The sequence below is a fragment of the Brevibacillus sp. HB1.3 genome (genome assembly GCF_013186635.1).
Taxonomy (GTDB): domain Bacteria; phylum Bacillota; class Bacilli; order Brevibacillales; family Brevibacillaceae; genus Brevibacillus; species Brevibacillus brevis_D.
The window spans coordinates 17,214-36,073 of record NZ_JABMIT010000010.1 but is presented as its reverse complement, the minus strand read 5'-3'; the positions used below and the strand labels follow the sequence as shown (position 1 = coordinate 36,073).

Here is an 18,860-nt window from a genome sequence, read left to right as displayed (position 1 = left end):
TATGTCCGTTTCTCAATTAAAAATCGAGGACTTGAGTCAGACCATCTACTACGCGTTTTACGTCAGGCAGCCATACATCTTCTGCTTGTGCAAACGGGTAAACGGTATCTGGTGCTGTAATACGCAGTACTGGTGCTTCGAGGTGCAGGATCGCACGCTCGTTGATTTGCGTAATGATTTCTGCCGCAACACCAGACGTTTTTTGTGCTTCTTGAACCACAATCGCACGATTTGTTTTCTTCACAGAAGCTACGATTGTATCGATATCGAGTGGGCTGATGGTGCGCAGGTCGATTACTTCTACCTTTGCTCCACGCGCTTTCTCGATTTCTTCTGCTGCTTTCAGGCTGGTATGCACCATCGCACCATAGGTGATGATGGTAACATCGCTACCTTCTTTTACTACGTTTGCTTTGCCGAGTGGAATCGTGTACTCGCCTTCTGGAACTTCTTGACGGAAGGAACGGTACAGCTTCATGTGCTCGAGGAATACAACTGGATCGTTGTCGCGAATCGCGGAGATCAACAGTCCTTTTGCATCATACGGGTTGGAAGGGATAACCACTTTCAGACCCGGAGTTTGCAGCATCAAGCCTTCCAAAGAATCAGCATGCAGCTCAGGCGTTTTCACACCACCACCAAATGGGGAGCGGAATGTAACTGGGCTCGTGAAGCGACCGCCGGAACGGTAACGCATACGAGTAGCTTGCGATGCAATAGCATCGAACGTTTCAAATACGAAACCAAAGAACTGAATTTCTGCTACTGGACGGAAGCCGTTTACGGAAAGACCAACAGCCAAACCGCCGATTCCGGACTCAGCGAGTGGCGTATCGAAAACGCGTTTCTCTCCGAACTCAGCTTGCAGACCTTCTGTTGCACGGAACACCCCGCCGTTGTTACCTACGTCTTCACCGAAGACAAGAACGGTTTCATCGCGTTTCAGCTCTACGCGCATTGCATCCGTAATGGCTTGAACCATTGTCATTTGTGCCATGGCTTATTTCGACTCCTTCGCCAGGAATTCTGCCTTTTGCTCTTCGAGTGCAGGCGGCAGTGTCTCAAACATTACATCGATCAGTTCGGAAACTTTCATCTTAGGCGTTTCGTCCGCTTTTTTGATTGCGTCCGCAACAGCTGCTTTCGCTTCTTCGATGACAGCTTCTTCGTCTTTTTCGCTCCAGAGGCCTTTTGCTTCGAGGAACTTGCGGAAACGGATCAGTGGATCGCGCAGTTCCCACTCGCTTTGCTCTTCACCTGTACGGTAACGAGTTGGGTCGTCACCAGCCATGGTATGAGGACCATAGCGGTACGTCATTGCTTCGATCAGAGTCGCACCTTCGCCATTCACGCCGCGCTCTTTTGCTTGTTGAACCGCGTAGTAAACCGCGAGAATGTCCATACCGTCAATGCGTTCGCTAGCAATACCAGCCGCTACTGCTTTGACTGCGATATTTTCAGAAGCCGTTTGTTTTTCGAACGGCAGGGAGATCGCATAACCGTTGTTTTGGGAGAAGAAGATAACAGGCAGCTTGTATACACCTGCAAAGTTCATACCCTCGTAGAAGTCACCTTGGGAAGTTGCACCGTCACCGAAGTAGTTGATTGCCACTTTCTTTTCACCGCGCAGCTTGTAACCCATTGCAACACCTGTTGCTTGTGTACATTGAGCCGCGATGATGATTTGTGGCATCAATACGTTTACACCCTCAGGAATTTTGCCACCCTCGATGTGTCCGCGGGAGTACAGGAATGCCTTGTGCATAGGGTAGCCATGCCATACCATTTGTGGAATATCACGGTAGCTAGGCAGGACAAAGTCTTCTTTGGAAAGAGCAGCCTCGGAACCGATCATGCTTGCTTCTTGACCAGCTACTGGTGCATAGAAACCAAGACGACCTTGGCGGTTCAAGCTGATTGCGCGTTGGTCCCATACGCGGGTAAATACCATTTTACGCATCAGTTCACGCAATTCATCATCGGAGAGCTTAGGCATCAAGTCAGGACGAACAACCGTACCATCCGGGGCAAGAATTTGCAGCGGGGCGTTGTTCTCTGTTTGTTCAACAGCAGTGGATACGCTCATCACATTCACCTCGTCACTAGAATAAGGGACATCCTTTTCCGCGTTGCCCTTTGTCATCTATCTGAGCATCTGCTCGATAAGCGACGAATGCCATTCGCGGCGGAAGTGACCCTGATAAAATCCAGAAGAAAGTTGCATGGTGCAAGAAAGGGCTTACAGCGCCGTTTGCAACACCCTGTTATATTGCAGTCAAAATACCTGTTTAATGTGTTACAGTATTGATATTACAGGGTTTATTTCCTCTCTGTTATCATTTACTATATAAGCTGTATCAGTTTTTTTCAAGGCTAAGTTTTTTATTTGAGCAATCAGGGAGTGTGAATCGATGTCTGATTATGTAAAGCGAACCATCATGAAAGAAGAAGTGCCTAGCATCCACGTGGACACTCCCCGCTCGGTCAAAGTATACCTACCGCCGGGGTACAATGAGCTTCTTTCTTACCCTGTTGTGTATTGCCAGGATGGGAACGACTTTTTTACGATGGGACGAATCGCGACCATCTCTAATCAATTGATTCTGGAGGAAGGTATCGAACCCTACATCGTCGTCGGTGTCTCCGTCGATCGCAACAAGCGCACGAGCGAGTATTCTCCATCGGGGTCGAGAAATGCAGCCTATCAGCGCTTTTTCACCGAAGCTCTGATTCCTTACATAGAGGAGCGTTATCCTGTGCGCCGTGATCCTGGTTCACGTATACTGGCAGGAGATTCTTTGGGTGGAACTGTTTCTTTGCATCTCGCATTGGAACGTCCCGATCTCTTTCCACAAGTACTCGCGTTGTCCGGGGCGTTTTTCCAAACAACACTCGATCCACTTTTGGATCAGGATAGTCTATCTTGGCTGCGAATCTGGATGGTCGTTGGCCTCGATGAGACCGCTGTAGAAACTAGCACGGGTACTTTCGATTTCGTGCACTGGAATCGCGAGGCAAAACAGATTCTTACGGCCAAACAAGCAACCTTGTCCTATCGAGAAAAACCAGGGAATCACGTCTGGGGTTTGTGGCAAAAAGAGTTGCCTGACGCCTTGCGCTATTTCTTCCCACCTCCCCGTCTGTAACCATTACGAGCCATTGATTTCTTTGATGTCCTCGTATCCGTAGTACCGGCCATCCACCAGGAAAATGCCTTGGTGGTTGGCTTTTTCAATTTCGCCCGCAACCTGATTGGCGTCGTTTAGGACGATGTTGACAATCTTGCTCTCGTCCCGTTTCATTTGATTGAGAATGCGTTCTCGCTCTTTAGCCGAGATCATATCCATCCCTCTTTTCCCCTATGTTGGATAGCTATAGTATTTCATTGGCGGCTCTGAATTACACACAAGTGAGTTAGCCGAATGGAACCAAAAAAAGCCTCGCCGCTCTCCAAGTTTCCGGATACGGCAAGACTCTTTTTTATTGTTCGATAGTTGTATATTTAAAATCCCTACCTCCAAACGGGTTGATCAAAAATCCTTTGACTTTGTCATTTTTTATATACGGTCTTGCGCCATAATACACAGGGGCAATCGGCATTTCCTCCATTAAAATGGTCTCCGCCTCACGCATGATCGCATTACGCTTCGTCGAATCTTTTTCCAAGTAGCTTTGGACGATTAACTCCCGGTATCTGTCGTTTTCCCAAGCAGCGTCGTTCGTCCCCACCGTTTTGTCCTTGAAAATTTCCAGGAAATTGATGGGGTCGTTAAAATCAGCACCCCAATTTCGGTAGGCAAACTGATAGTTTTTGGAGCGCTTGTTTTGTAAAAATACTTTTTCCTCCAAGCCACTGATTTTTACATCAACACCCAAGCTTCTTTTCCATTGATCTTGAAGCACTTCAGCCAGCTTTTTCTGACGATCGTCACCTGAACCATACGTGAATGTCACGGTAGGCATCGTCGAGAGCCCCAGCTCCTTTAACCCTTCAGCCAATAACTGTTTCGCCTTCTCTACATCCTCTTGAAAATAGTCATTTCCGCTAAGTTGCATGGAGGGCGGAACCCATGCAAAAGCCGCAGGTACCCCTGACTGCACAATTCCGTCTACCAAAGGCTGCCGTTGGATCGAATACGAGAAGGCTTGTCGAATCTTTTTATTCGTAAATGGGGACACGGTTGTATTAAAGGTAACGGCAACTGTGTTCGGATACGGAGCCATTACGATTTTTCCTTCGTCCTGCAAGGCGGGAATCACGTCGACGGGCAGCACGTAGCTTGGATGCCCTCCCCAATCCAAATCACCAGAATCAAACAACGCTTGAGCTGTGTTGGTATCGGTAATCATGCTCCAGACGATTTTGTCGAGTTTCACAGCATCTTTGTCATGATAATTCTCGTTTTTCACAAGAACCAATTTGTTTTTATGCTCCCACAGCTCCATTTTGAATGGGCCGTTGCCTACGTAGTTGTCTGGAGACGCTGCCCAATCCGGATGTGCCTCCAAGGTCTTTTTATGTAAAGGAAACAATGTCGGGAAAGCCGTCAATTCATAAAAAAACGGAGCTGGCGAATTGAGCTTGACCTCTAATGTAAAATCATCTAATGCTTTAACCCCTACACCTTCATGCGATCCTTTCCCTGTGTTAAACTCCTCTGCCCCTTTAATGAAATAAAGCATATAGGCATATTCGGACGCTGTCTTCGGGTCGAGATTTCTTTTCCAGGCGAACTCAAAGTCATGGGCGGTTACCGAATCTCCGTTGCTCCATAACGCATTCGTTTTTAATTTGAATGTGTACGTCGTCAAATCCTCGGATACCGTATAACTGTCGGCAATTGCGTTAGCTATTTTCCCATCTGGTCCATAGCGAGTCAGTCCTTCAAAACAGGCAGTAATGACATCAAAGGAGGTACCATCGGAAGCAAGTCCGGGATCTGCTGTCGGAGGCTCTCCGCCGTCTGCGTTCCAATTCAAAACCATCTCTTTTCCCGTTGGCTGCGCTGTTTGAGATGCCTGATCATTCGGTTTGTTCGTTACCCCCGTTTCACTTGTACTACATCCTGTTAAAACTTGAAGCAGCAAGAAACAGCTCAAAATGAAGCTCTTCCTCTTTCTCATCGAGACCATCCCCCTTGATTCGATTCCATACACCGGTAAGTACTTTCGCTTTATCACACTACCATGATAACGCAGGTGTAGACGAAACAAATCAGACGGTATGGCGAAAAACTGATCGCGTATAGACGTTTATTTTGTACAAATTGTCTAATTATTTAGAATTAAATATTACAACAAAGCAAAAAGCCAGTCCTTCTTTTCGACTGGCTACAAGTGGTTGAAACAAAACGATTACACCGTTACCAATAATTCCTCTACTGCTTCCACAACGGTCTTGATACATTGATCGCTAATGTGTCGATGCGTCGTAAAGCGAATGACATACTCGTCAAAATCGACCGCGAGCACTCCTTTTTCCTCCAAACGTTCCAAGAAGGCGACAGCTGTCTGTCCAATCGAGCCCGTATTCACCAGCACGATATTCGTCTCGACTTGCTCCACCTGAAGCGATAGCTGGCGCAAGCCTTTTGCCAATTGCTGTGCCCGTTCATGGTCTCCTGCCAACCGTTCGGTCATTTGTGTCAGAGCAATGATGCCCGGCGCTGCCAAATATCCGGCCTGACGTAACCCGCCACCTAATTTTTTTCTCCACCATCTCGCTTCTTCGATAAACGCACGATCACCAGCCAAAATGGAACCAACTGGAGCACTCAGGCCCTTGGACAAGCAAATCTGAACGGTATCGGCAAAAGCACTTAGCTCACTGACTGCAACCCCTTGTGCCACAGCCGCATTGAAGAGGCGAGCACCGTCTAAATGAACGGGAATCCCGTGTTTTTGCGCGCTATCATAGACGCTCTTCATTTGCGCAACAGAGATTACCGCCCCGCCCGCGCGATTATGTGTATTTTCGAGACAGATCAATTTTGTCCGAGGAAAATGGATATTGTTGCCCCGAATTGCTCTCTCTACCTCTTCTGCACGCAGAGCACCGCGTTCGCCAACTAGCGTCCGTGTTTGCACGCCAGCCAATGCCGACATTGCGCCGCCTTCATAGTAAAAAATGTGTGAATCCGCTTCCGCAATGACTTCATCTCCGTTGACACAATGCGTCAAAACTGCGACCTGATTACCTTGCGTGCCACTTGTTACAAACAGGGCAGCTTCCTTTCCGAGTATTTCAGCTGCGATCGCTTCCAAACGATTGACAGTTGGGTCCTCCCGGTAAACATCATCCCCAACCTCTGCTTCCGCCATTGCCCGAAGCATCTCCTCGGTTGGCCTTGTAACGGTATCACTGCGCAAATCGATTTTCATAGATGACTCTCCTTCCACCCTGTTGTCATTCTCTAGACATATCGTAACACTTTCAACATTGCATCCTGATTTCCCTCTTGCTAAGATGGAGGGGTAACTTATATACAGTTAGGGGATTTGACCTGTGAAACTAAAAATCACTCGTAACGCTGCCAAGCAATTGGCTCCAATCATCGAGCAAGAAGAAGACAAAGAGTTGAAACTGCGCGTTTATATTACACACGCTCACGGTGACCATGCACATTACGGACTCGCTCTGGACAAGCCAACAGAAGAAGATGTAGTGATCTCCACAGATAAAGAGATCGATGTGATCGTGAAAAAGGATGAGCCATTGCTGGATGGCGTCGTCATTGATTACCTCTTCTTGCCACAAGAAGGTTTTGTGATTACGAATCCTTCTAAAGGTAACACAGGCGACCACTAAGCATGATACAGATAAACCCTCTGCTTTTGTACAGGCAGAGGGTTTTCTTTGATGAGTCGATTCTTATTCGTCAGTAGCCATGGTGTACAGCACTGCCGGTAAATCTTTTAGCAACGGTGAAGAAACGTCATCAGCCTGTGTCATAACAAGCCGATGGACTGGACGTGTCATCGCGACATACAACAGTTTTGCATCCCATTCATTATTTTGATAAGCGTCCACATCCAGCAAAATGACCACATCGAACTGCAAGCCTTTTGTTAAAAAAGCAGGCATGACGGTTACGCCACCCGGAAATTGGTTATCCTTGCTGCCTAACAGAGTCAGATCAGCTATCTTGTCTTGCAGGCCTTTATGTGCTTTTTTACTCGCTTGGATCGTTTTCGCTACGATTGCAATCGTTTTGAAGCCTTCCGACTGGTAGTCTGCCACACGCGAAGAGATGTCCTCCCACAGTTGCGCTCGTGAACGAGCCTTGACCATGATTGGTTTTTCACCATGACGCAAAACCGGTTTTGCCAATACCGTCTCGGGCAATTCAATTTGCCGCAACACTTCATTGGCACAGCGCATAATCTCAATTGTCGAACGATAGCTTTGCGACAACGTATAATAGGAAGGAAACAGCTGTGCAAATATCCCCTTCGTCAACTCTTCCCAGGCATGAATTCCCCTGTAGCTATGAATGCCTTGCGCAATATCTCCCACGATCGTGAGCGAGTTTCGCTTGGTTGCCAATGCAATGACAGCTATTTCTAACGCACTCAAGTCTTGTGCTTCATCCACGACCGTATGATCAAAATGCTCCGCCTTATTCATTCCTTCCACAATATGCTGCAAGTATAGCAATGGCGCGATATCTTCGGGCTCTAATCGCTCCTCTGCAAACAGCGCAGCACTTGACTCAGTCACATCACGAATAACTTCGTCTGAAATGTCAGCAGGTGCGAGTTTGCGCAGCAATTCCTTGTCAGCAATCAGCTCGCGATAAGCTGCGAAGATTTCCAGTCTTGGAAACGAAGTCAGGTACGTATCCAGGATTTGCTCCAGCATTTTCTCGAATTTGTACAAGCCTTCTTTATCCAAATCGACTTTTCGTTCTCGTAAATGGGCAAATAATTGCTTGTTCATTTCTTGCTTCAAATGCTTGCGAAGCGCTTCTACCCGTCGATGATACGGCATATTGGCGAATTGCTCCAGGAAGCATTGGCGAATAAAATCACCTGGAATGGAAAAGACTTGCTTTGTTTTGTTGTATAAAAAGCTTAGTTTCTTAAAAGGGATTCTCGTTTCGACGATATGCCGAATGTATTGCTCCAGCGCCTCCCGACAAGCGAGCGATCCTTTGAAGCGAAGCCTGTTTCGCGTCATTTCTTGCTGGCGCTCATCCTGTCCCTCTTCGAAGAACAATTGAAGAGGCTTATCAGGACTCACGATTCTCCATCCTTTTGGCAGCAGAGGCTTCACAAGACGCGCTGCCCAATCTACAAAGGTAGACTGTTGAACGTCTTCGACTCCCAGCTCAGGTAAAACCTCGGATATATAGGTAAGAAACATCCGGTTTGGTGCAAACACCATGAATTTTTTGGACATCATGGAATCCTGGAAGTTATAAATCAAATAGGAGAGTCGGTGCAGGGCAATGGTCGTTTTTCCGCTCCCCGCGACGCCTTGCACGACAATCGGCCGTTCTTTTTCCGCCCGAATAATATCATTTTGCTCGGATTGAATGGTAGCGACGATGTCTTTTAGCCTGCTATCGTTCGCCTGATTCAGATTGGCTGCCAAAAATTCATCGATGAAGCCCTCCTGCAAAAACTCGTCAGGATGTCCCATTTCGCGGTTAATCGTTTCCTTTACCGCTCCATCATAGATGCCGACGATCTTTCCGTCTTCAATTGCAAAATTACGCTTTAATCGAACTTCACCACGAACGATCTCGCGCCCCATCCGATAAAACGCGTCTTTGCTCTCACCGGAATAATAAAGACTGGCGATAGGCGCACGCCAATCCACGACGACAGAATCAAATGTATCGCTGCGTACAATTCCCCGTTTTCCTATGTAGACCTGATCCAGCTCGTAGATTTCATCCTTCAAGAAGTCCACTCTGCCGAAATAAGGCTTCTCTCGCCCCTGATCTTCCAGGTAGCGCAAATCCTTTGCCTTTTTAGAGTTAACGACCTGTTTCACATAGTCATCAGTTGCCTCGCGAATTTCATTGCGAATCTGCTCCATTTCTTCATCAATAGCTGAAATGGTTTCATCCAGCTTTTTTTGTTCCAACTCATAATCACGATGCTGTGTACTCACCTTCATTCCCCCTCACATGTATCGTGTCTTTGAACGTATCAGGCCCATTGCCTGGCCAGCCATATTCCAACAGCACATGAAAGTAGACCGACTCCCAAACTGAGAAGGGCATATAAAGTGCCCCGCAACAGATGTCCTTCTCCCCAAAAAGTGACCACTTCCAAGGAGAAGCTAGAGAAAGTCGTAAATCCTCCCATGACACCCGTTGCAAATAAGAGATAGAGTGTTGGAGATAAAATGCCCCGTTCTTTCCCTAGCACGAACAAGATGCCAATGATCAAGGATCCACAAACATTGACGATCCAGGTTCCCCACGGCCATTCCGGCTGATTTGCGAGTAAAGACAATAGGTAGCGCACTAGAGAGCCAACTGCTCCGCCAACCGCCACAGCTATCCACGCCATCGCTTTCCCCCCTGGCAATCAAAGCGTTATGTATGTCACAGAAAAAGACACCCTAGCGTCAAGCGAGGATGTCTGTCGTATCAGTAATTGTTATCTTACTGTTTTGGCTTATTTTCTTCAAGGTCTTCCACATAACGGATGGAATCCAAATTTGCTCTCAGTGAAAGCTTAACGGCGTCAATGTACTTTTGGCGCAATGCTTTTTGCTCGAGCTTTTCCTCTTCGGTTAAACCTTCTTCGCGAGATTTTTTGACCAATTCATTAATGCGTTTAATTTCTGCGTCAGATACCACTGCTGGTTCCTCCCACTCTGTAGTAGTGCCGCTTCATTATACCATATTCGAATAATCCCGCAAGACAGCCGAACACTTACGGCATATCAGGCATGATCAGAGTCTGACCCGGGTAAATCCAGTTGCTATCCAAACCGTTCGCTTCCTTGATTTCTATGATATAGTCACGCACATCCGTATGCTGATCTGAGTAGCGAACGGCTAACGACCATAGACTATCTCCGGATTGTACGATTACTTCTATGCCTTGTGGCTCGTCCATTGGCGAAGCAGCAAACACTAGTTCGGTCAATAAGTAAAAAAAGAGAGTAAATGTAATAAGAAACAAGAGTGCTTGACCTCTCGTGATACCAAAACGAACACGACGTTCTTCTTTCTTCTCAAAACGATTACGTACTGTCGATGAATTCATGATAATGGCCTCCTTACAAACATACGTTCTGTTCTCTTGTAAGCTCATCATAAATGAGAACATATGTTCATGTCAACAACGAAACGAACTTATGTTTGTCGAACGCAAGCTCCCATGGTATAATATAGGAAAATATGTTCGAGGAATCAGGGGTGTCTTTCTATGTCAAAATTATCGAGTAGACAACAAGCCATCATCGAGTTCATACGAAAGGAAGTTCGTGATAAAGGATATCCGCCTTCTGTACGTGAAATTGGAGAGGCTGTCGGACTCGCTTCCAGCTCAACAGTACATGGTCATTTGGCACGCTTAGAGAAAAAAGGCCTCATTCGTCGAGATCCTACCAAACCTCGCGCCATCGAATTGCTTTCAGATGAAGATCGTTTTCAAGACAATTTCGAAGACTCTGTCGTCCGTGTGCCAGTAATCGGAAAAGTAACAGCTGGACAGCCCATTACAGCCATTGAGGATGTGGAAGAATACTTCCCACTTCCAGACAATATCGTGACTTCCGACAAGGTCTACATGCTGCGCGTCTCCGGGAATAGTATGATTGATGCTGGGATTCTCGACGGAGACTACGTCATTGTTCGCCAACAGCACGTAGCGAACAACGGTGACATTGTCGTAGCCATGACAGAAGAAGATGAAGCGACCGTCAAAAGATTTTTCAAAGAAAAGAACCACTTCCGTCTCCAACCGGAAAATGCCACGATGGAACCGATCATTCTGGAGCATGTCACCATTCTCGGTAAAGTCATTGGTGTCTATCGCCTCATTCACTAGTTTCCACGTAAAAAAGGACAGCCTCGGCTGTCCCTTTTGTTTTCTATATGTTATCTGGCGATAAAAAACCAGATGATCATCGTAACTTGCAAGATGACTTTTACGACCGCACTGCCCAAAAATCCAATTAGTGAGCCTACTCCCGCTTTCACTGCTCGCTCCATCGATTGCTTCTGCACCATCAACTCTACGAGAACGACGAATACGAACGGCAAGATCAGCATACCAAACGGTGGGAAGACGAAAATCCCGAGGATAATTCCGGCGGCTGCAGCTATAGACGACCACTTGGACCCCCCGTACTTTTTCACGAAGTACATGTTCGTCAGCAAGTCAGCACCGTAAAGCAGAATGCTTAGAACGACCATTCCCCACCAAAAGGATGTCGGCAATCCCGCTCCCGGATCTGCAATAAAAAAGTGATAGAGCAAAAAGCCCGCCCACAGCAAGATCGTATCAGGTAAAACGGGTAAAAAAATTCCTGCGATGCTTAACAGGAACAATAACACAACCACGACCCACAAAAGTATTTCCATCCACTACACTCCCTTCATTTAGGTATACGAGTGACTACCAATTTCGTTGCGCACTTATTCACTTTTGTCTACACTATTTTAAAAGAAAGTAGACATGGGGGTAGTTTCATGAAAAATTGGCATGATCTCTCTTACTTGAGCAGAGGAACGATGCGCCAAAAAGCGGCGTGGGAAGCGATTCAACAGACGCATATCCTGGAAGTACTAGCCGATTACCGTCCAGTGCTTGCCGGAACCATCCCATTGGACATTGATGTTGAGCAAAGCGATCTGGATATTATTTGCGAGAGTCATGATCTGAATCAGTTTGAGCAGGTTGTTCGTAAAGCGTTTGGCTGCTTAACCAGCTTTGAAGTGACACAACTCGATCTAAAAGGGATTCCCACGTGCGTTATTTCGTTTTTCACAGCTAGCTTTTGGTTTGAATTGTTTGCTCAACCAGTTGCAGTCGAAAAGCAAAATGCTTATCGTCATATGGACATCGAAGCACGATTGTTAGATATAGGGGGCTTGGATGCTTGTATACATATCAGGGCTCTGAAGCAAGACGGACTCAAAACAGAGCCTGCATTTGCTCGATACTTTCATATTCCGGGTGATGATCCGTATGAGGCCTTGTTGCAATTGGAGTCGTTGACCGAACAGGAATTACGCCAAAGAGTTCAGCTCCTACGAAAGGATTAATCTGCTAGCAGATCTATCAACTTCCTGGAATCATAAGGGGTAAACAGCGACTGGTGTTGCAACTGATCATTAAGGAGGACATCCTATATGGATTGGCTGATAGAGATACCGTTCCCCTCTGGAGAGATTCGGGTAGAAACAAGCGTCGACATCTCATTTAGGAGATTCGAGTCAAGTGGGCTTCAGGAGCCTCCAGATTTTATCCATGATATCGTCCTACAATGGGTCATCGCCCCTTTTGTTGTTCATGAGCATACTGCTTATCGGATTCCGGCCCACAACGATCCCGAAATAGAAGAGTATGCTTCCGTCAATTTCACAAGCCTGTTTACGAAAGTACGGGGAATATGCACAAATGGAAAGATGGAGGAAATCAGGCTGGAGGACTTAAAGCCGAATATAAAGAGTTCTTTTATCGAATCGGTCATACATACAAGTAAGATTGATCCTCTGGTAAGCGATTTTTACCTACAGAGAAAATGTGAGCGTAGTAATCGCCTAAACGTAAAGCTGTTCCAAATAGACAGGGATTCCTTTATCAAGCAGACTACCTACCTTCCCCAACCGGATCACAAAAGGCTCTGGGACTTTATTAGTAGACCATTCAAAACGAGTGACGAGGTCTCTATATCCCCCATGAACTGGGTGCTCAGTGACAACCTGCTAGAATCCCCCTTTCTCCTATTTCTCTCACGTTATGCAAGTGAGGTTGTTTTAACGGTGAACGAAAAAGATCAGAATGTTACTATGGTTTCATTTAAAGAGTAATCAGGGCACTCAGCTGGCCGACGTAACCAGCTTCCTGTTCTCGAGATTACCGACTTTTTGTTTTTTTGTATTCAGCTTTCGTCTCTTGTTAGCATAAACTTTTCTTCATTCTAAAATTCATTAGCTTAGTGCTTTTGCGTTCAACAATTTGCGATTTTACTACGATGTACCCTTTTCTTTCAAAAAAGGGTCTAGCGGTAATACTCGAATCGGTTTCTATTTCGATTAGACCTAATTTTTTGGCTTCAGATTCAAGTGTATCTACCAATGCTGAAGCAATTCCTTGCCCCTGACGCTCTTTATGAACAAATAATCTATCCAGGTAACCTTGTAAACTCATGTCAGAAAAGCCCACGATATAACCATTCATTTCAGCAACATAGGAAATATTACTCGTTAGAGCTTTCAACCAGACCTCTTTCCTCTGCGTCAAATCCGCGAGGGAAGCCCAAGCATTTACTTGTTCTAGCGTGTAGTCTTGCTTATTTATGGTATGTACGGTCTCATAAAATAAAGGGATGATCTGGTCAATATCCGTCTCATGAAATCTTCGAAGTAGCATTAAAACTCCCCCTATAGTATAACGTGGCTACCGAATCATGCCGGTAGCCGCGTCTCGTTTGTTTATTGTAGCATCGTTCCCCCGATAGTTTACGTTCATTTATTCATATGGATATGTATTTTTCGTTGCCTTAACAACCACACCGCATTGTTGCGTTCAACGATTGGGAGGCAGTTCATTTGCGGTCTGCTTTTTTGTGAAGAACTGAAAGATCCCCTTACTCCACTGATTGAGCCACCGCATGCCGTGAAGCTATTCTGGATAATACAAACACAGCAATGATGGCGATGAGTACGCCGAGTACGCCGAACCAGGTAATGGATGCTAAAGAAATACGGTTAACGATCAGCCCGCCCATTCCTGCTCCGACAGCCATGGCAAGCTGCATCATGGAACTGTTCAAGCTCAGCATGACGCCCGTGGATTCAGGAACAAGCGAAACTAGGTTGAATTGCTGCGCGGGAGCGGATGACCAAGCGGCAAAAGACCAGAGGATCAAAATGGCGAATACGGCAATGATCGACTGCCCAACTAAGGATAGCAAAATCAACGAAATGACGTGAAGTACCATTCCAGAAACGAGCGTGTATTTGATGCCCTGTTTATCCGCACTGTAGCCGCCGACTTTCGAGCCAATCAAACTGGCAATGCCGAACACGAACAGAGCTGCGCTGATCAATGATTCATGTAAATGAGTTACTTCTAGCAGAAAAGGGGATAAGTACGTATAAACGAGGGAATATCCTCCCAACCAGAAAAAAGTAATCGCTAAAGCAACCAAAACCTGAGGTTTTTTTAACAAAGCAAATTGTTTGATCAGAGGGACAGGCTTGTCGCCCTGCATACGTGGTATAACTGCTGCAATGACAAGCATGGCCAAGCCCCCGACAATCGCGATGGCCAGAAATACCGCTTTCCAGCCAAAAGCAGAGGCTACCATTCTGCCCAGCGGGACGCCGATGATGAGCGATGCGGTAATGCCCATGGTGACGTTCGCGATGGCGCTGGCCTGCTTACCTGGCGGAGCGATTTTGGCGGCGATACTGAGCGCGTTAACTGTGACCACCCCGGCGCCTAACGCCGTAATGATTCTCGCGGTAATGAAGAAACCAAAGTCGGACCATATAAATGTCAGCAGGTTTGCGGCAATAAAGAGGCCCAGCGAATAAAGCAGGAGTTTAAGCCGGTCCATTTTGGCCGTCAGCGCCATCAAGATAGGAGTGCCTACCGCATAGGCCAGGGAATAAACCGTAATGAGCTGACCTGCTGCCGCAACGTTCGTTCCCAATGTTTCTGCAATTCGGTCTAATATTCCGGAAACGATGTAATTGGATGTTCCAACTAAAAAGCTGATCAAGGCTAGAACGTAAACTTTCCAAGTGCTCTTCATCATTCACTCTCCTGATGTGTTTAATATCACTACGAAAAAACGCCACGGCTGCATGTCAGCAGCTGATGAAACCAGCGCGGAGCTTGCCGTAATGTTTCGTTCTATTCCTCCCGCGAAATCTTGATCTCGGGATCATAGTTACAAACCGACATGGTTCTCTCCTCCTTTTGAAAAAACGGCATTCAGCATTTGAGTCAATACAACACCAGTTGTTTGAACAACACTTGTTGTATTTGTATGCTATAATAGCAACCGAATGGTACGCAATCAGCAATAACCATAAACCGTTGTATAGACAACACCATTTCTATAATGTCGTTTTACTGGGGAGATCTTAACCATGACCATTAAAAAGAATGAAGCTGATCCTCGTGTGATACGTACACGGCGACTCCTTCAAGACGCTTTTGCTTCATTAATTCAAGAAAAAGACTTTGAATCGATAACCGTTAGGGATATTGCAGAGCGGGCTACTGTTAACAGAGCAACTTTTTATGCGCACTTTGTAGATAAATTCGAAATTCTTGAGGCCAGACTAATGGAATCATTTATGACAATCATGAATCGTAGAATAAGCGGTCACGAAGTATTGAATGAAGAAACAATTCAGAGTATTTTTCTCGGGGTATGCGAATTTCACGAGGGTCTAAGCACTATGTGCAAAAGAAGAAATACATCGCTTGTATCTGTATTCGAAATTAAAATAAAGGAAAAAATTCAAACGATACTTCTTTCCTTTATAGACAAAGACAGGATGCTATCGACTCCAAACCAGCAATTCTTAATAAATACAGCTTCTATCATGTTAAGTTGGGGGATGTATGGGGCAGCTTACGTTTGGAACAATGAGGGGCGTTTAATAAGTGCGGAGTCATTCGTTAAACAGTCTTTGCCCTTAGTAATGAACGGTGCCAAAGAACTGCTGGGATAGGTCCTTTTGTTGTGTATCACAATGAATCTTCCCGCCATTCTTGCGTGCTGTACGACGATCTGGCCTCAATCTGTTGATCATCCTTCACGATCGTGGACTTCCACAGCATCTTTGTTGGTGGATTAAAAAACTACCAGTCTTTATAAACTGGTAGCACATAACTCATATATTGAGATAATCACATTTGCTTATTTTGTAGCTGCTCTTCTCATCGGCAGCCCACGATGACACGAAGCTATTTTACCGTTTCACCTACTTTGTCATTTCAAACCTTTTATGCGTGGGAGGTAAGCGGAAAACGAAAATGTTCTGTCTCCATTTTTAACGAGGGGCGAACAAATAAGACATCATCGGTCGTTGTCATCCATGCAGATTGGATCTTTTCATTCTCACTATCTGGCATGAAGTGAAAATGAATGATCGATGTCTCAGTGGTTATCAAATGAGAAATGACCGTTTCTATATCCACTGGTTTTTTACTTACAACATCAAATACATGCAGTTGGTCATCTTCTCGTTCAAATAAGACAATCACATCCGCCTCTTTGACATAATAGATCGCATCCCGAAAAACAAGCAAAAAGTAAAACATCAACAGATGCTCGCTATCCCTGATGCCTAGTCTCGATGAAACGGGGATTCTTTTGGCAGCAAATTCCTTCATAATATCAAAATCAGCCTCATTATCAACATCCAGCTTACGCAAGACCGATTTTTGTTCCACTTGCTTTTTCAAATCGGTTGCCAATAAACGAAAACTACTTTCAAGTACTCTCTCAAATCCAAACTTCGGATAAAAATCGAGCACGGTATCATTGGCATACAAATATATAAAATCGTATTCCTGCTCGCATATTTCAAGAATATGGTTCATCAATTTCGCTGCCAGCCCCTGGTTGCGATAGGCAGGATGCGTCATGACCGTTCCGATTTGAAGTGCCTTGTAGTCTTTTCCATTGGATGCCACGATCATCTTACTGGCAGAAGCGTTCGCAATAACCTGATCCCCATCCAAATAGGAATAGCAGACATAGTTGTCATTCCAAAAGCCCTTGTTATCCCATTCTCTAAAATCGAGCTGAAAGATCTGCTTGGCGAGGTCATTAAAGCTTTCCTTGTATGTTTCGATATGCTTGTAGTCGCTAATCAATCGATATTCGCGCATATAAAAACCTCCCATTCTATTTTTTGTGCGTTTTGTCATCATCCATTCCTTTTTCGCAATCCCTTCTTTCCAAATAAAAAAGACCACAAGAAGAATTCTCTTCTCATGGTCAAATTTATCGTTGTGATGAAGATACCTATCCCGAACTGAATAGATATCATGCACAAACGTGAGATTTGTTTGAATGAGATATATGCCTTCTAATCGCTTTTGAAAAAAGGTATAAAAAAGAAACCAAGGGCACGCCCTTCATTTAACCTTTTCCCATATAAAATTCATTCGAATTTTACTTAGCGATTATCAGTTTCGTCATACTCAATCAAAACCTCTTTTCACATTCGATACCATTACTATATTTGACTTTCAAAAGGTTGTAAATGAGCATTCAAAATCCACGAACATTTTTGTAAGTATCGTTATACAAAAAAGTCATTTTCTTATATAATTCAAATACCCCCTTTTCAAAAAGGGGGCACCGTTTTCAAAATGGACCTCGAGGGGGGTGTACTAATGGCGAATGCTCTCAATTTGCCACATACCGCAGCGGCTCATGCAAAGCCTAGAAATAGTGAGGCGATACTTTGCATGAGGTGGTCTTCCGTTTAAACGAATCATCGCCTTCATTTGCGTATCTCATTTCCTATTTCTTGGCTTTGCCCCTTATTTGCCTATCTATAAATAAGGAGCGAGCAGAAATGAAATGTGTAAAAGCAAATTTAATCCTTCCTGAATCGTTACTCGCGGAAATTCAAAAGTACGTGCAAGGAGAAACCATTTATATTCCGAAGACAAAAGTAACCCATCAAAAATGGGGGACGCGCACTGGCGGAAGAAAACTCCTGGATGAGCGGAATACAGCTATTAAAAGCAGTTTTCGGGCTGGGACGGCTATTTCTCAGTTAGCGGAGGAATACTTTTTGTCTACAGAGACGATTAAAAAAATCGTGTATACCAAATAGACGTTTATAAAGCACTGAAACCTTTCCATTAGGTTGTCAGTGCTTTTTTATGGCGAGTTTTTTTTGGAAATGTCCTTTCCCTTTCTCCTCTCCTGCAAACACGCTAAAGTTAAAGGAGAACCCACCTTACAAGACAGAAACAGGAGGAACCGCAACATGGAACCTTTTATCCATACACATCAATATCACTTCATTAAATCACGCGTTCAAGCAATCATGAACGCCTATGCGACCAGTACAGATGTCAACGTGATTCGTGCTCGTAAAGAAATCGCTCATGAAGAAGTCTTTCAATTGTTCCCAAACCTAACGGAAGAACAAAAAGAGATTTTGCATCCGATTGACTCGATAAAAGAAAAGGCAGAAGGAAAGCAGTTTTTGAATCAGCTTACACCGTTTGTAATTCCATTCCCTGCTATCACAGAGTCTTCCATTAAGAAGCTCTTTCCAAAAGTAAAGAAGCTGAAAGTCTCGAATTTAGCTGAGATCGATTTTTCAGAAATCTCTTATCTGAGCTGGCTAGACACTGCAACGGAAAAGAAATTTATTGTTGCTTACCACGAAGGAAAACTGATTGGCCTACACGGACAGTTTACAAACGTTAACAAAAAAGGCGTTTGTGCGCTCTGTAATCGCTTTGAGGAGATCGGCATGTTCGTCCTTGAAGCCAAAGGTTCCGGGGATGGAACGTATTTGAAAAAAGGAAACTACATTTGCCAAGACAGCGTGACGTGCAATCAAAATATCATTTCGCTGGATAAGCTGAACGATTTTATTGGGCTGATGGTGAAATAAATCTGCTACTAAAAAAGAATAAGCCGCCGGGTCTTCCTACTAGGCGGCCTTTCC

At 45.1% G+C, this 18,860-nt stretch carries 21 protein-coding genes; 8 read left to right on the top strand and 13 right to left on the bottom strand.

Annotation, left to right across the window (positions count from 1 at the left end; all coding sequences use genetic code 11):
- Positions 1-16 precede the first annotated feature (16 nt).
- Together HPY31_RS21345 and pdhA are read right to left on the bottom strand one after the other, a co-directional pair.
- The gene (locus tag HPY31_RS21345) at positions 17-997 is read right to left on the bottom strand and encodes an alpha-ketoacid dehydrogenase subunit beta (RefSeq protein ID WP_016743456.1); all 981 of its coding nucleotides are present in this window, start codon (positions 995-997) and stop codon (positions 17-19) included.
- Positions 998-1,000: 3 nt separating this feature from the next.
- Positions 1,001-2,086 carry a pyruvate dehydrogenase (acetyl-transferring) E1 component subunit alpha gene (gene pdhA / locus HPY31_RS21340; protein ID WP_016743455.1) on the bottom strand — a complete coding sequence of 362 codons (1,086 nt, stop codon included), beginning with the start codon at positions 2,084-2,086 and terminating at the stop codon, positions 1,001-1,003.
- A gap of 325 nt (positions 2,087-2,411) precedes the next feature.
- Between pdhA and HPY31_RS21335 the strand changes: the two genes are divergently transcribed.
- Positions 2,412-3,146: an alpha/beta hydrolase gene (locus HPY31_RS21335; RefSeq protein ID WP_172142365.1), complete on the top strand. Its 735-nt coding sequence runs from the start codon at positions 2,412-2,414 to the stop codon at positions 3,144-3,146.
- A 3-nt stretch (positions 3,147-3,149) separates the two neighbouring features.
- Here HPY31_RS21335 and HPY31_RS21330 read toward each other — a convergent pair whose 3' ends face one another.
- From HPY31_RS21330 to ltaE, 3 genes are all read right to left on the bottom strand, one after another.
- A complete protein-coding gene (locus tag HPY31_RS21330) occupies positions 3,150-3,347 on the bottom strand; it encodes a hypothetical protein (protein WP_015891590.1) in 198 nt (65 codons plus the stop codon).
- A gap of 133 nt (positions 3,348-3,480) precedes the next feature.
- A complete protein-coding gene (locus HPY31_RS21325) occupies positions 3,481-5,124 on the bottom strand; it encodes a peptide ABC transporter substrate-binding protein (RefSeq protein ID WP_172142364.1) in 1,644 nt (547 codons plus the stop codon).
- Positions 5,125-5,355: 231 nt separating this feature from the next.
- Positions 5,356-6,381 carry a low-specificity L-threonine aldolase gene (ltaE, locus tag HPY31_RS21320; protein WP_172142363.1) on the bottom strand — a complete coding sequence of 342 codons (1,026 nt, stop codon included), beginning with the start codon at positions 6,379-6,381 and terminating at the stop codon, positions 5,356-5,358.
- Between the two features lie 124 nt (positions 6,382-6,505).
- Between ltaE and HPY31_RS21315 the strand changes: the two genes are divergently transcribed.
- A complete protein-coding gene (locus HPY31_RS21315; protein ID WP_015891593.1) occupies positions 6,506-6,808 on the top strand; it encodes a HesB/IscA family protein in 303 nt (100 codons plus the stop codon).
- A gap of 63 nt (positions 6,809-6,871) precedes the next feature.
- Here the strand turns inward: HPY31_RS21315 and HPY31_RS21310 are convergent, their stop codons facing one another.
- The 4 genes from HPY31_RS21310 to yneA all read right to left on the bottom strand — a co-directional run bounded on the left by HPY31_RS21310 (position 6,872) and on the right by yneA (position 10,230).
- Positions 6,872-9,121 carry a HelD family protein gene (locus HPY31_RS21310; protein WP_172142362.1) on the bottom strand — a complete coding sequence of 750 codons (2,250 nt, stop codon included), beginning with the start codon at positions 9,119-9,121 and terminating at the stop codon, positions 6,872-6,874.
- 38 nt (positions 9,122-9,159) lie between these two features.
- The gene (gene crcB, locus HPY31_RS21305; RefSeq protein ID WP_172142361.1) at positions 9,160-9,525 is read right to left on the bottom strand and encodes a fluoride efflux transporter CrcB; all 366 of its coding nucleotides are present in this window, start codon (positions 9,523-9,525) and stop codon (positions 9,160-9,162) included.
- A 95-nt stretch (positions 9,526-9,620) separates the two neighbouring features.
- Entirely contained in the window at positions 9,621-9,818 is a 198-nt protein-coding gene (locus HPY31_RS21300; RefSeq protein WP_007718933.1) for a DUF896 domain-containing protein, read from the bottom strand.
- 76 nt (positions 9,819-9,894) lie between these two features.
- Positions 9,895-10,230: a cell division suppressor protein YneA gene (yneA, locus tag HPY31_RS21295; RefSeq protein WP_172142360.1), complete on the bottom strand. Its 336-nt coding sequence runs from the start codon at positions 10,228-10,230 to the stop codon at positions 9,895-9,897.
- A 162-nt stretch (positions 10,231-10,392) separates the two neighbouring features.
- Between yneA and lexA the strand changes: the two genes are divergently transcribed.
- Entirely contained in the window at positions 10,393-11,016 is a 624-nt protein-coding gene (gene lexA, locus HPY31_RS21290) for a transcriptional repressor LexA (protein ID WP_007718939.1), read from the top strand.
- 50 nt (positions 11,017-11,066) lie between these two features.
- Here lexA and HPY31_RS21285 read toward each other — a convergent pair whose 3' ends face one another.
- Positions 11,067-11,552, bottom strand: coding sequence for a DUF456 domain-containing protein (locus HPY31_RS21285; RefSeq protein WP_172142359.1), 486 nt, complete (start codon positions 11,550-11,552; stop codon positions 11,067-11,069).
- Positions 11,553-11,660: 108 nt separating this feature from the next.
- Here HPY31_RS21285 and HPY31_RS21280 point away from each other — a divergent pair, with 108 nt between their 5' ends.
- Together HPY31_RS21280 and HPY31_RS21275 are read left to right on the top strand one after the other, a co-directional pair.
- On the top strand, positions 11,661-12,236 hold the full coding sequence (locus HPY31_RS21280) for a DUF4269 domain-containing protein (RefSeq protein ID WP_172142358.1): 576 nt from the start codon (positions 11,661-11,663) through the stop codon (positions 12,234-12,236).
- A gap of 87 nt (positions 12,237-12,323) precedes the next feature.
- Entirely contained in the window at positions 12,324-13,004 is a 681-nt protein-coding gene (locus tag HPY31_RS21275; protein WP_172142357.1) for a hypothetical protein, read from the top strand.
- Positions 13,005-13,092: 88 nt separating this feature from the next.
- Here the strand turns inward: HPY31_RS21275 and HPY31_RS21270 are convergent, their stop codons facing one another.
- Both HPY31_RS21270 and HPY31_RS21265 read right to left on the bottom strand, forming a co-directional pair.
- Positions 13,093-13,566 carry a GNAT family N-acetyltransferase gene (locus tag HPY31_RS21270; RefSeq protein WP_172142356.1) on the bottom strand — a complete coding sequence of 158 codons (474 nt, stop codon included), beginning with the start codon at positions 13,564-13,566 and terminating at the stop codon, positions 13,093-13,095.
- A 217-nt stretch (positions 13,567-13,783) separates the two neighbouring features.
- Entirely contained in the window at positions 13,784-14,956 is a 1,173-nt protein-coding gene (locus HPY31_RS21265; protein ID WP_172142477.1) for an MFS transporter, read from the bottom strand.
- A 340-nt stretch (positions 14,957-15,296) separates the two neighbouring features.
- On the opposite strand from HPY31_RS21265, the gene HPY31_RS21260 reads away from it, so the two are divergent.
- On the top strand, positions 15,297-15,887 hold the full coding sequence (locus HPY31_RS21260) for a TetR/AcrR family transcriptional regulator (RefSeq protein ID WP_172142355.1): 591 nt from the start codon (positions 15,297-15,299) through the stop codon (positions 15,885-15,887).
- Between the two features lie 274 nt (positions 15,888-16,161).
- Here the strand turns inward: HPY31_RS21260 and HPY31_RS21255 are convergent, their stop codons facing one another.
- Positions 16,162-17,052 (bottom strand): GNAT family N-acetyltransferase, encoded by an 891-nt coding sequence (locus HPY31_RS21255; protein ID WP_172142354.1) that lies wholly within the window; start codon positions 17,050-17,052, stop codon positions 16,162-16,164.
- Positions 17,053-17,747: 695 nt separating this feature from the next.
- Between HPY31_RS21255 and HPY31_RS21250 the strand changes: the two genes are divergently transcribed.
- Both HPY31_RS21250 and HPY31_RS21245 read left to right on the top strand, forming a co-directional pair.
- Positions 17,748-18,011, top strand: coding sequence for a CD3324 family protein (locus HPY31_RS21250; RefSeq protein WP_007718970.1), 264 nt, complete (start codon positions 17,748-17,750; stop codon positions 18,009-18,011).
- A 156-nt stretch (positions 18,012-18,167) separates the two neighbouring features.
- Positions 18,168-18,806, top strand: coding sequence for a FusB/FusC family EF-G-binding protein (locus HPY31_RS21245; protein WP_172142353.1), 639 nt, complete (start codon positions 18,168-18,170; stop codon positions 18,804-18,806).
- The last annotated feature ends 54 nt before the right edge of the window (positions 18,807-18,860 follow it).

What these genes read in the sequence shown, in the direction of transcription:
- HPY31_RS21335 (WP_172142365.1), top strand. Translation starts at nt 2,412, where the DNA reads ATGTCTGATTATGTAAAGCGAACCATCATGAAAGAAGAAGTGCCTAGC.
- lexA (WP_007718939.1), top strand. Translation starts at nt 10,393, where the DNA reads ATGTCAAAATTATCGAGTAGACAACAAGCCATCATCGAGTTCATACGA.
- HPY31_RS21345 (WP_016743456.1), bottom strand. Translation starts at nt 997, where the DNA reads ATGGCACAAATGACAATGGTTCAAGCCATTACGGATGCAATGCGCGTA.
- pdhA (WP_016743455.1), bottom strand. Translation starts at nt 2,086, where the DNA reads ATGAGCGTATCCACTGCTGTTGAACAAACAGAGAACAACGCCCCGCTG.
- HPY31_RS21330 (WP_015891590.1), bottom strand. Translation starts at nt 3,347, where the DNA reads ATGGATATGATCTCGGCTAAAGAGCGAGAACGCATTCTCAATCAAATG.
- HPY31_RS21265 (WP_172142477.1), bottom strand. Translation starts at nt 14,956, where the DNA reads ATGAAGAGCACTTGGAAAGTTTACGTTCTAGCCTTGATCAGCTTTTTA.
- HPY31_RS21255 (WP_172142354.1), bottom strand. Translation starts at nt 17,052, where the DNA reads ATGCGCGAATATCGATTGATTAGCGACTACAAGCATATCGAAACATAC.
- HPY31_RS21325 (WP_172142364.1), bottom strand. Translation starts at nt 5,124, where the DNA reads ATGAGAAAGAGGAAGAGCTTCATTTTGAGCTGTTTCTTGCTGCTTCAA.
- HPY31_RS21250 (WP_007718970.1), top strand. Translation starts at nt 17,748, where the DNA reads ATGAAATGTGTAAAAGCAAATTTAATCCTTCCTGAATCGTTACTCGCG.
- HPY31_RS21260 (WP_172142355.1), top strand. Translation starts at nt 15,297, where the DNA reads ATGACCATTAAAAAGAATGAAGCTGATCCTCGTGTGATACGTACACGG.
- HPY31_RS21245 (WP_172142353.1), top strand. Translation starts at nt 18,168, where the DNA reads ATGGAACCTTTTATCCATACACATCAATATCACTTCATTAAATCACGC.
- HPY31_RS21280 (WP_172142358.1), top strand. Translation starts at nt 11,661, where the DNA reads ATGAAAAATTGGCATGATCTCTCTTACTTGAGCAGAGGAACGATGCGC.
- crcB (WP_172142361.1), bottom strand. Translation starts at nt 9,525, where the DNA reads ATGGCGTGGATAGCTGTGGCGGTTGGCGGAGCAGTTGGCTCTCTAGTG.
- HPY31_RS21285 (WP_172142359.1), bottom strand. Translation starts at nt 11,552, where the DNA reads ATGGAAATACTTTTGTGGGTCGTGGTTGTGTTATTGTTCCTGTTAAGC.
- HPY31_RS21270 (WP_172142356.1), bottom strand. Translation starts at nt 13,566, where the DNA reads ATGCTACTTCGAAGATTTCATGAGACGGATATTGACCAGATCATCCCT.
- HPY31_RS21275 (WP_172142357.1), top strand. Translation starts at nt 12,324, where the DNA reads ATGGATTGGCTGATAGAGATACCGTTCCCCTCTGGAGAGATTCGGGTA.
- ltaE (WP_172142363.1), bottom strand. Translation starts at nt 6,381, where the DNA reads ATGAAAATCGATTTGCGCAGTGATACCGTTACAAGGCCAACCGAGGAG.
- yneA (WP_172142360.1), bottom strand. Translation starts at nt 10,230, where the DNA reads ATGAATTCATCGACAGTACGTAATCGTTTTGAGAAGAAAGAAGAACGT.